Origin of the sequence: Bowmanella denitrificans, assembly GCF_002887595.1 — a bacterium.
In the GTDB taxonomy this organism is placed as follows: Bacteria; Pseudomonadota; Gammaproteobacteria; order Enterobacterales; family Alteromonadaceae; genus Bowmanella; species Bowmanella denitrificans.
On record NZ_PEBU01000021.1, the window covers coordinates 22586 to 34505 of the forward strand.

Here is an 11920-nt window from a genome sequence, read left to right on the forward strand (position 1 = left end):
TGCTCTCTGTGGTCACTTCTTGAATTACCCGCGTAATAGCTCGCCGATTAAGGCTTCCAGCTTGACCTGATCGACGGCAAACTGGCGAATGCCCTCACTGAGTTTCTCTGTGGCCATGGCGTCTTCATTCATCATCCAGCGAAACTGCTGCTGTGTCAGTTGTGACGGGCGGGCTTTTGCTGCTGTTGCACCACGCAGTTTTTGCACCAAGGGGGTATCACAGTTGGCCAGTTCCTCAAGCAGAGCAGGGCTGATGGTGAGTCTGTCACAGCCTGCCAGTTGCTGAATTTCACCGATATTGCGAAAACTGGCACCCATCACTATGGTGCTGTACTGATGTTGCTTAAAGTAATGATAAATCTGGCTGACTGACTGCACTCCCGGATCGCGTTCCCCATCAAAGTCCTGTTCTGGGGCATGCTTTTTGAACCAGTCAAGGATCCTGCCAACAAAGGGGGAAATTAAATAAACCCCGGCTTCAGCACAGGCCCTGGCCTGGGCAAAGCTGAACAGCAAGGTCAGATTGCAGCGGATCCCTTGCTGTTCGAGGACCCTGGCGGCTTGGATCCCTTCCCAGGTAGCGGCCACTTTGATCAGCACTCTGTTGGTATCAATGCGTTGCTCACGATACAGGGCCAGAAGTTCGTGGGCTTTTTCAATGGTAGCAAGTGAGTCGAAAGACAATCTGGCATCCACTTCGGTAGATACCAGCCCCGGTACCTGGGCCAGCAGTTTACAGCCTAGCAGGACCGACAGCTTATCGGCCGCCCTGGTGATTTGCTGGGCGCCCGACGCGTGCTGAGCCGCCCAGTCCAGCGCCTCCTGTGCCAAAGCCGCATATTTGTCCTGTTGGATGGCCTTAAGCACCAGCGATGGGTTGGTGGTGGCATCCTGAGGTTGGAAGGCCGCGATTGCTTCCACATCGCCAGTATCGGCTACCACAGTGGTCATGCTTTTCAGTTGTTGCAGTTGATTTACCATAGTCTTCCTGTTTTTATCATACAAAATTAACAAAGGAGTGATGAAATTTCGTTTCTTGTCTCGGATCTTTCGCGATGAGCGTGTCTTAAACCTCATTCATTTCATAACCTTACCCAGTTTATGGCGCTGATTTTGTGCTGGCACTTCGCCATAAATATTATTTTTATATTGCCTTTACATGAATGTAATGTTGATATTATCATACAAATAAGTTGTTTGACTAACATTAGCCAATCATTAAGCGAAAGGTTTGATATGTCTTGTTATGCCCTTGGACTGGACTATGGCTCGGATTCGGTACGGGCGCTGTTGGTAGATACAGCAACCGGCGAAGAGATAGCCAGTCATCTGGTCTTTTACCCCAGGTGGTCAAAAGGTCTGTATTGTGAACCGGCCCGTGACCAGTTTCGCCAGCATCCGCAGGATTATCTGGACAGCCTCGAAGAGGTGATGACAGGACTGTGGCACAAGGCGCCAGCTGGCGCCGCACAGGGTGTTGTTGGTTTGAGTGTCGACACCACAGGATCAACCCCTGTGGCGGTGAATAAGCAAGGGGTGCCACTGGCCCTGCTGCCGGAATTTACCGACAACCCCAATGCCATGTTTGTGTTGTGGAAAGATCACACGGCTCTGCGTGAAGCGGCAGAAATTACCGCCGCTGCCACTCGCGCCGATGTGAACTATCTGCAACATATGGGTGGCATCTATTCATCTGAATGGTTTTGGGCCAAGGCCTTACATGTGCTGCGCTGCGACGAACAGGTCAGGGCTGCTGCCTGGTCCTGGGTCGAGCATTGTGACTGGATCTCGGCGCTACTATCCGGCACCACAGAGCCGCAGGTATTTCGCATGGGACGCTGCGCTGCAGGTCACAAAATGATGTGGAATGCGCAGTGGCAGGGCTTTCCGCCCAACCGTTTTTTTACCGCCATTGATCCACTGTTGGATGGTCTGGTGGACAGATTGAATCCACAAACGCAAACATCAGATCAGGTGGCGGGTCGTCTGACCGCCGAATGGGCTGAACGCCTGGGACTGCCAGAAGGGATTGCCGTGGGGTATGGCGCATTTGACTGCCATATGGGCGCGGTTGCCGCTAATGTCAGGCCGGGTGTGCTGACCAAGGTGATGGGCACATCCACTTGCGATATTACTGTGACCAGCAAAGCGCAACTGGCAGATAAGTCAGTGCGTGGTATTTGTGGTCAGGTTGATGGTTCGGTATTACCCGGCATGATTGGTCTTGAAGCGGGTCAATCGGCCTTTGGCGATTTATATGCCTGGTTTAAGGACCTGCTGCTGTGGCCGGCCCGGGCAATTCTGCCGCACACGGCTGCCGGGCAAAATGCAGAGTTACTTAAGGTCCTGGAACAGCAAACTCTGAATGCTCTGTCAGAGGCTGCCCATCAGTTACCTTTATCAGATTCTGCCATTACCGCGCTGGATTGGGTCAATGGCCGGCGCACGCCGGATGCTGATCAATCGCTCAGCATGGCCATTACCGGACTGAAAATGGGCAGTCACGCGCCGCAGATTTTTAAAGCCCTGGTCGAAGCTACCGCCTTTGGTTCCCGCGCGATAACCGAACGTTTTCGGGCTGAAGGCGTACCTATTGAGTCCATTGTGGTGATCGGCGGTATCTCAAAAAAATCTGATTTTGTTATGCAAACCTGTGCCGACGTTTGGAACTGCCCAATTGAAGTACTGGAAAGCGAACAGAGCTGTGCCCTGGGCGCGGCGATTTTTGCCGCGGTCGCCGCCGGGGTATATGCAGATGTGGCACAAGCTCAGGCCGTGATGGCCTCGCCGGTGCATAAAACCTATCTTCCCAATCCTGAAAAAGCCAGTGTTTATGACCGCCTTTATCAGAAATACCAGGCGCTTGGCCGTTATGTCAGCGGAGCAAAATCATGAGTTATACGGAACTGAAACGCCAGGTTTACGAAGCCAATATGGAACTGCAACAGCGCGGTCTGGTGATTTACACCTTTGGTAATGTTTCACAGGTGGACAGGCAAAAAGGTGTAATAGCCATTAAGCCCAGCGGCGTGTCTTACGAGCTGATGCGTGTAGAGGACATGGTGATTGTTGACCTGGAAAACCAGGTAGTGGAAGGCAACTTGCGGCCTTCTTCCGATACCAAAACCCATACCCATTTATACCGTCATTTTGATGCCATTGGTGGGGTTACCCACACCCATTCAACTTATGCAACTGCCTGGGCGCAAGCCAAGTTAGCCATACCCTGTTTGGGTACGACCCATGCCGATTTTGTGCATGGGGAAATTCCTTGTACAGCGCAGATGACAGACGAGCAAATTCAACGTGACTACGAGGAAGAAACCGGGGTGCAGATCAGTGATTGCTACAAGGACAAAGATCCGATGGCGTCACCCATGGTGGTGGTGGCGGGACACGCACCGTTCGCCTGGGGCGTTGATGCGGCTAAATCCGTTTATCACGCCGCACTATTGGAAGAGATAGCCAAAATGGCCTACCTGACTCGCACTCTGGCCCCACAGGGCAGCTTATTGAGCCAGGCCATTCTGGACAAGCACTATTTAAGAAAACACGGCAAAGATGCCTATTACGGCCAGAAGAGCTGAGCCCGTTTCAACAAGTTTAGAGGTGGTTATGCACAACATTGCAAATAAAGAAATCTGGTTTGTTACAGGCTCGCAGCACCTGTACGGTCCCAAGGTACTGGCGACTGTCGCCAATGACAGTGAGACCATAGTTAATGGTCTGAACAGCAATGGCAATTTGCCGGTCAGGCTGGTGTGTAAACCTACGGTAAAGACACCGGAGGAAATACACGCGGTCTGCCAGCAGGCCAATGCCAGTAAGGAATGTGTGGGGCTGATTCTGTGGATGCACACCTTCTCACCCGCCAAAATGTGGATTGCCGGTCTGAATGAACTGCGTAAACCCTGGTTGCATCTGCATACCCAATTCAATGCCGAGTTACCCTGGGCCGATATCAACATGAATTACATGAATACTCACCAGAGTGCTCATGGATGCCGGGAGTTTGGTTTTATCGGCACTCGTATGCGCAAGGAGCGCAAGGTGGTGGTCGGACACTGGCAGAGCCAGACAGTACAAAAAGACCTGGACGACTGGTGCCGGGCCGCACTGGGCTGGGACGAGAGCCGCAATCTGAAGGTGGCCCGCTTTGGTGACAATATGCGTCAGGTCGCCGTAACTGAAGGTGACAAAGTGGCGGCCCAGATCCAGTTTGGCTATGAAGTGCATGCCTACAGCGTGGCCGATCTGGCGGCGGTGGTAAACGAAATCAGTGATGCCGACATCAGGGCGCAAATCGAATTGTACCGGCATGACTATGTGATTGCCCCGGCGGTGTTTGAAGATGAATACCAACTGACGATGCTGAAAAACGAGGCGCGTCTGGAATTGGGCATGCAGCGTTTTCTGGATAAGGGCGGCTTTGGTGCCTTTACTAATTGCTTTGAAAACCTGGCCGGGCTGACTGGTTTACCAGGGCTGGCCACCCAGAGGCTGATGGCCAACGGCTATGGCTATGGTGCCGAAGGCGATTGGAAGACCTCGGCCATGGTGCGCATTATGAAAGTGATGGGGCAGGGCCGTCAGGGAGGATGCTCCTTTATGGAAGATTACACCTATAACTTTGGTAGTCGCGATCAGGTGCTGGGCGCACACATGCTTGAGGTCTGTCCGTCCATCGCCGCACAGAAGCCACGACTGGAAGTGCATCACCATACTATCGGGGTGAAGTGTGATGTGGCGCGCTTGTTGTTCAGTGCTGCCACCGGACCGGCCATTAACGTATCACCTATTGATTTGGGTAACCGTTTCCGCATTCTGATAAATGAAGTGGATACCGTGGCACCACCGGCCAATACGCCGCAGCTACCTGTTGCCTCTGCGTTGTGGGAGCCTAAGCCGAACCTGTCAGTGGCTGCAGCTGCCTGGATCCACGCCGGTGGCGCCCACCACACGGTGTTCAGCCAGTCGGTCAGCACAGACATGATCATTGATTTTGCCGATATGGCCGGAGTGGAAACGGTGGTAATCGACGACAGCACCAATATCCGCACACTGAAAAATGAACTGCGTCAGAGCGCCGCTTATTATCATCTGAATCAGGGCTTGTAAGGGGAGAGATGACTCACCACAGACACAGAGGGCACAGCGAGGGGAAGGGGAAATCCCTGTCAGTCACCTGATAATCTCTCGTTCACCGCGACATAATGTGAGTGATAAGGATGTCTTATTGGCGAGTTCTGCGAACCGGATTTGCTCCTTAAACCTGTGTGTTCCTGTGGTTTAGTGCTTTTCCGGGCCGGCTGGTTGGTGGGATTGTGTCCCCCGCTGATTGGCTGGCCTTTCTGTTGAGATGAACGCTTAGCGATTAGAAGGAGAAACCATGCTGGATTTAAGCCGTTATCAGGGCATTATTTTTGATATGGACGGTACCCTGGTGGATTCAATGCCGTCGCATATGCAAGCCTGGCAAATGACCTGTCAGGCTTTTGGTTATCCCTTTGATCCTGACTATATGCACAGTCTTGGCGGTGTGCCGACCAGAAAAACCGTAGAAATCCTTAATCACAAATATCAACTGGAGCATGACCCTAAACAGGTGGCTGAGCAAAAACGCCAGTTCTGGGAGCAACTGGACAGGCTGCCGGCCCTGATACATGAGACAGTCGCAGTGCTGCACCATTACCGGCCAACAATGAAAATTGGCATAGGTACGGGAGCTGAGCGCCCCCATGCGCTAAAGCTGCTTGAGCAAACGGGTTTACTGAACAATATCGATGCCCTGGTGACCGCGTCCGACGTTGTGCATGGCAAGCCTCATCCCGAAACCTTTTTAAGCGTTGCCAGGCTATTGAATCTGCCACCTGCAGCCTGCGTGGTATTTGAAGATACCGACATAGGCCGCAGGGCAGCCGAAGAGGCTGGTATGGATTGTATTCTGGTAAAAGACGGTTACATACAGTGCTAAAGAAACTTTTTCTTTCATACTTATTATTGTAATATAAAAGTATAAAATTGATTGCAAAAAGGTTAATCATGAAACAAACAACGCCACTGTCGCCCTGTGCCAGACATTATATTGTGGGGCTGATCACCGCAGCCATGTTAGGTGCGTGCAGTCCAGCGTCGCAGCATTCAGCGGCAGTCACTTCACCCGTAAAAGCAGAACAGGCAGCAATGAAAGCATCACAAAGTATTAGCGAGCGCCCTTATGGTCATCTGGCAGACGGTACCGAAGTCAAATTGGTTACCTTGAAAAACGCCATGGGGGTGGAACTGGATGTGATCAGTTATGGTGGTATTATCACCCGTTTGCTGACGCCGGATGCCCGGGGCCAATTGGATGATATTGTGCTGGGGCTGGACAGTCTTGACGACTATGTGGCAGGTAGCCCTTATTTTGGTGCACTGATTGGCCGCTATGGTAACCGTATTGCCAATGGGCGTTTCAGTCTGGATGGTGAGACGTTTCAACTGGATACCAACGATGGCGTGAATCACCTGCATGGTGGCGTAAAGGGCTTTGACAAACAAGTATGGGATATGCAGTCCTTTACTACCGAGCACAGCGTCGGCGTAACTCTGACGCTTATAAGCCCGGACGGCGACCAGGGTTACCCGGGTACGCTTGTGACGCAGGTGGTTTATGAACTGGACAACGACAATCAACTGGATATAGGTTTTAGTGCCACCACCGATAAGCCGACTATCATCAACCTGACCCAGCACAGTTATTTCAACCTGGCCGGGCAGGGCGATATTCTTGAACATCAACTGATGATTCCCGCTGCTAGCATTACGCCAGTAGGTGAGGGTCTTATTCCTACCGGCGAATTTATGGCTGTGGCAGGTACACCCTTTGACTTTCGTACCGCTAAGGCCATTGGTCGGGATATTGAGGCTGACCATCCGCAGTTAAAACTAGGTCTTGGCTATGATCATAACTTTGTATTAAAGGCCCAGCCCGACAATGAACTGATATTGGCAGCCCGGGTAAGTGAACCTACCACTGGTCGGGTGCTGGAAGTCTTGACGGTAGAGCCAGCGGTGCAGTTTTATTCAGGGAACTTTCTGGATGGAAGTCTGAATGGCAAAGGGACTGACTATGGGCAGCGCAGCGGATTTTGTCTGGAGCCCCAGCACCATCCTGACTCACCTAATCAGAGCCATTTTCCCTCCACAGTATTGCGCCCGGGACAGACTTACCAGAGCCGAATCGTCTATCGCTTTACCACTGAGTAATGGCCAAAACACCTGATGCGAGGTGCCAACGCCACCCGCTGTCGACCGAGTAACGAGAATATACTGATGAATAACCTAGTGAAGTCATTGCGCTGTCTGTTGCCTGTGATTGCCCTGGCAATGGCAGCCTGCAGCAGCACGTCGAACCAGATCGTCCAGGCTGATAAACCGGCCATACAAGTGCCGGGCAGTTTTACCAACCCGTTATTTCCCAACGGCGCCGATCCCTGGCTGGAATATTGGGACGGCAATTATTATCTGACCACCACCACCTGGACCTCAGAGCTGGTGATGCGTAAATCGCCAACCCTGGAAGGGCTGGCCGACGCCACTCCGGTAAATATCTGGTCCGATACCGATCCGAAACGCTGCTGTAACTTCTGGGCATTTGAATTTCATCGTCTGCAAGGCCCCAATGGCTATCGCTGGTATATGATGTACACCGCAGGTCAGGATGGCAGCCTGGATCATCAACATCTGAATGTACTGGAAAGCGCTGGCGATGACCCTATGGGCCCGTATGAATACAAAGGGGCCCTGATGCCTGACGTGTGGAATATCGACGGTAACTATCTGGTGCATAACAACAAGCTGTACGTTATTTATTCTCAGTGGCAGGGTGATGAGCAGCTTAATATCATTGCCGAGATGGATACGCCCTGGAGTCTTAAACCCGGTACGCCCCATACCATTCTGACCCGGCCAGAACTGGACTGGGAAATCAGCGGTCGCAAAGTCACCGAAGGCGCTGAAATTCTGCAACGCCACGGTCGCACTTTTATGACGTATTCGGCCAGCTTCTGTAATACCCCTGATTATAAACTGGGGCTGATGGAACTGGTGGGGGACGATCCCTTAAACCGCCAGCACTGGAAAAAATACCCTGAGCCGGTATTTTCCCGTACCGATACTGTTTTCGGCCCGGGCCACAACGGCTTTTTTCGGTCCCCAGACGGCAGCGAGGAATGGCTGGTGTACCATGGCAATGATTCTGTTGAACATGGTTGCAGTGCCACCCGTTCTTTACGTGCGCAGAAATTCACCTGGAACGAGGACGGTACCCCAAACTTCGGCACCCCACTGACTCCGGGCGTGGTGGTATCACCGCCTTCAGGTGAAGATGGACCGCTGGTCACCCGCGTGCAGGGCCAGGCTTATCAATTGATCAATGCCACCAGTGAGCTGTGTCTGGATATTGCGTCCGATCCTCAGGACAGCCGAGCTTTGCAGGCCAACTGCAGGGGCAATAACGGCCGCTGGATCCTGGACCCAACCACCGACGGCTATTACCGCCTGGCCAATGGGGAAAGCAGTAAATTTCTGGAGCTGGCCAATTGTACCGCGACCAATAATGCCCGCATTCAGGAAGCGGCCTGGCGCAATAACGCTTGCCAGCAATGGTCGTTGGAAGCGGGGCAGGACGGTCACACCCAGATTAAAAATCGTCATACCGGCCTGGCACTGGGTGTGGCTGGTTGCTCGGCTGCGGCTAACCAGGCGGTATTGCAGCAGTCAGACAGTGCCTGTAACCAATGGCGCTTACAGCCCATGGGCGAGGTGGTACTGCTTAGTCAGCAATCCGGTAAAACTATTGCCGTCAGCAGTAACCAGGCAGGCGCTAATGTGCAGCAGGCAGCCTGGACCCACGGCGATAATCAGCGCTGGACCTTCAAACATACCGATACCGGCTATTTTCAGATAAAGCCGCAAAATGCCCCTTCCCTGTGTTTGGCCACCGAGGCCGATGCGGTGGTGCCTGGTGCCAATCTGCAACTGGCCGACTGCGCGGCCAAAACGGCCCAATGGCGCCTGACTCCCAAACAGGGCGGTGGGGTGGCGCTGGAAAACCGCTATTCCAGGCAATTAATCAATTTGGCCAACTGTGGCCTGGCGGAAGGAACTAACCTGGCCCAGGGACCAAAACTGGAAAATCGCTGCCAGGTGTTTCATTTACGCCAACCAGATTGAAGGAGAACGTAGCAAAGCGCGTAGTGCCCATTGCTAATGTAGCGTATGAAAAATTATCCTTTATTGGAAGCTCAGACTCGACAAGGAAGGTACTTACGTCATACTTATATGTGATTTGACGACAATTTCTCTGAAAGTTGGGTGATTGATGATGTTTTTCTATCTTTTAAGAGCAAATAAATTGGTATTGGTGTGAAAGGGACTCTCCCTTGCATTCTTATATTGTTGTGTGGAAGTCTGCTTTCCTTTGCCAACGCCTGCGAAAGGACGCTTAGAGTGGGTATTAATGAGTTATATTGGCCGCCGTTTATCCTATATGAAGATGGTGAATTTTCCGGGATGGAAATTGATGCCATAAATCTCGTATTCAAAGAGGCAAAGATTTGTGCTGAATTTGTAATTTATCCTAACTCGTCAAGAATGTTGGCGGAAATAAAAGAAGGGCGGGTGGATGTGCTGGTCGCAGCGACCGAGACTGCCGATAGAAAAAAGTACGCATATTTTTCAGCGCCTTACAGAGTTGAAATTATGTCTGTCTATGCGCACAAGTCTGTATCTGAAACTCAGTTTGATATTCAGGCGCTAGCCAGGAAAGGAATGATTTTTGGGATTAACTCGGGAAGTTATTACGGAGAAATGATTTCGCAGCTCAAGAAGCGTAAGATGCTGAAATACATCAATCTTCCTAATGCGAAAAAACGTTTTAGCTTGCTTGATGCTAATCGTGTTGATTTTGTTCTGGAAGACGTTCTGTCTGGAAATTATATGGTATCCGATAATCAGTATCCAAATGTAGTAAATACTGGAGTATCAGTAAGTGTAGTGCCGGTTAGCTACATACTCAGCAGAAAGACAGTAGGACTAGAGATTTTGTCTGATATAAATTCATCAATTGAAAAGAATGCAAGTGAAATTTTAGATGTTTTCAGATAATTTAGTAACTAAAAATCCAAAGTATGGAATCATCTAATGTATCCTATTCTTCTTAGAGTTAATAAATGTTGCTATAGCCAAAGCTGGTAATTTATTGTCAGGTATTTTTTTGTAATGGCTCATTTAAATAGCGGGAAAATTTAAATAACATAAAAGCTTTTCCGAGACGTCAGGGTTATTTTGGTGCTCCACTGCTGTATACAAAAGGACTGTTTTCATGACTGGAAAAAACTGGTATTTGCCCGCGCTACTGGCAATGATCCTTACTGCCTGCAGTCAACCGCAACAACGCCCGGATGAAGGTATTAAGTCTCAGGCCAAAAGCCACTATAGTCAGACCAGTACCTTTAACGTGGGCGTGGTTTCCCACCCGGAAATGGACGCTTTGCTGCATTCCTATATCGAGCAGAAAAAGACCCCCGGTCTTGCGGCTATGGTGATTAAGGACGGCAAAGTAGTGTATGCCAATGCTCATGGTTGGAAAGATCCAGACAACAAGATAGCAGCTTCTCTGGACGATTATTACGTGCTGTTTTCCCAGACCAAGGCCGTGGTAACGGTGGCCTTTATGACGCTGGTTGAGCAGGGCCTGGTGGATATTAACGATGCCGTTGCCGACTACTTCCCCGGTATAGCGGATACCCTGATCGCGGGTAAAGATAAGGATGGCAACTACCTGATCAGGAAAGTTAACAACCCCATGACCTTTGTGCATCTGATGAGCCATACTTCCGGGCTGGGTGCCCGGCTGGCGGGGGAAATGCGTAGTCAAAAGCTCCAGGGTGACGCTCGGCCACTGGGCTTTTTCGGCTCACCTGAACCTGATTTTATCCCCCATGGTCAGCACTCCGGCGGAGGCGATTTTAATGCCGCCTACCTCAGTGAAGAAATGCTGGCGCTGGCTGAGTATCCGCTGGGGTTTGAACCGGGCTCTGACTGGGACTACCACATCAGTACCAATATGCTGGGGTACCTGATTGAGCGTATTTCCGGTAAACCGCTGCGCCAGTATGTTAAAGAAACGGTGCTTGAACCTTTGGGGATGGCGGATACCGATTGGTACTACAGTGCCTACAAGAAAGAACGCTTTATTAAAGCCTACAGCCTGGTGAACGGCACCTTAGAGCGTCGCCCTGATTATTACAGTCAGGGGGCGGTCAGCCAGCAGCAGACTTACGCCGAAGGCGCTATAGGCCTTAACGGCCCCATCACCGATTACGCTAAATTCTGCCAGATGCTGTTGAACCGCGGTGAATTTAACGGCCAGAGGATCCTCAAACCCGAAACCGTAGAGATGATGACTGCTGTTAACCGTCTGCCTGCAAGCAACTCCGGTGGGAATGGATTTGAATTTGGCCTGGGCTTTAGGCTGTTTAACGACAACAGCAAGCCAGTGGCGGCCATATCCAATTCAGCCTACGCCTGGGGCGGGATGATGGGCACCGAATTTCTGATCGATCCACAGCAGCAGATGGTCAGCCTGTTTTACCTCAATATGTATGACCGCGAAGATCTGTACACGCCTTTTCTTCAGCAGGTTTATCAGATGATTGGGGCTGTGGAGTAGTGCTGGTGATGCCATGCGCGGCTGAAAATATAGGCCAGCAAAAGAACCGGGCAAAGCCAATTTCGGTAAGTCGACAGGCCTGTATGAATGTCTGTGAAGCCTCTTAAAGGCGCTCTGAATTGAATTAACCACAGAGATGTATGGACTCCCTCCCCCAAGAGGGATACACGTAATAAGCACGCACGCTTTTACACTATCAGGAGT

At 51.1% G+C, this 11920-nt stretch carries 9 protein-coding genes; 8 read left to right on the plus strand and 1 reads right to left on the minus strand.

The annotated features are described in order from the left end of the window. Positions 1–24: 24 nt before the first annotated feature. Entirely contained in the window at positions 25–981 is a 957-nt protein-coding gene (gene tal, locus CSR04_RS23900; RefSeq protein ID WP_102798875.1) for a transaldolase, read from the minus strand. Positions 982–1236: 255 nt separating this feature from the next. Between tal and CSR04_RS23905 the strand changes: the two genes are divergently transcribed. From CSR04_RS23905 to CSR04_RS23940, 8 genes are all read left to right on the plus strand, one after another. Then, positions 1237–2895, plus strand: coding sequence for a ribulokinase (locus CSR04_RS23905; RefSeq protein WP_102798884.1), 1659 nt, complete (start codon positions 1237–1239; stop codon positions 2893–2895). Next, on the plus strand, positions 2892–3587 hold the full coding sequence (locus CSR04_RS23910) for an L-ribulose-5-phosphate 4-epimerase (RefSeq protein ID WP_102798876.1): 696 nt from the start codon (positions 2892–2894) through the stop codon (positions 3585–3587). The genes CSR04_RS23905 and CSR04_RS23910 overlap by 4 nt, the downstream gene beginning before the upstream one ends. A gap of 28 nt (positions 3588–3615) precedes the next feature. Further along, entirely contained in the window at positions 3616–5118 is a 1503-nt protein-coding gene (gene araA, locus CSR04_RS23915; protein WP_102798877.1) for an L-arabinose isomerase, read from the plus strand. Between the two features lie 271 nt (positions 5119–5389). Beyond that, positions 5390–5974, plus strand: coding sequence for an HAD family hydrolase (locus CSR04_RS23920; protein ID WP_102798878.1), 585 nt, complete (start codon positions 5390–5392; stop codon positions 5972–5974). Between the two features lie 68 nt (positions 5975–6042). Next, positions 6043–7248, plus strand: coding sequence for an aldose epimerase family protein (locus CSR04_RS23925; RefSeq protein ID WP_102798879.1), 1206 nt, complete (start codon positions 6043–6045; stop codon positions 7246–7248). A 66-nt stretch (positions 7249–7314) separates the two neighbouring features. Then, complete coding sequence (locus CSR04_RS23930; protein ID WP_102798885.1) at positions 7315–9216, plus strand: family 43 glycosylhydrolase; 1902 nt, start codon at positions 7315–7317, stop codon at positions 9214–9216. Positions 9217–9492: 276 nt separating this feature from the next. Beyond that, on the plus strand, positions 9493–10149 hold the full coding sequence (locus CSR04_RS23935) for a substrate-binding periplasmic protein (RefSeq protein ID WP_172449474.1): 657 nt from the start codon (positions 9493–9495) through the stop codon (positions 10147–10149). 217 nt (positions 10150–10366) lie between these two features. After that, positions 10367–11716: a serine hydrolase domain-containing protein gene (locus CSR04_RS23940; RefSeq protein ID WP_102798881.1), complete on the plus strand. Its 1350-nt coding sequence runs from the start codon at positions 10367–10369 to the stop codon at positions 11714–11716. The last annotated feature ends 204 nt before the right edge of the window (positions 11717–11920 follow it).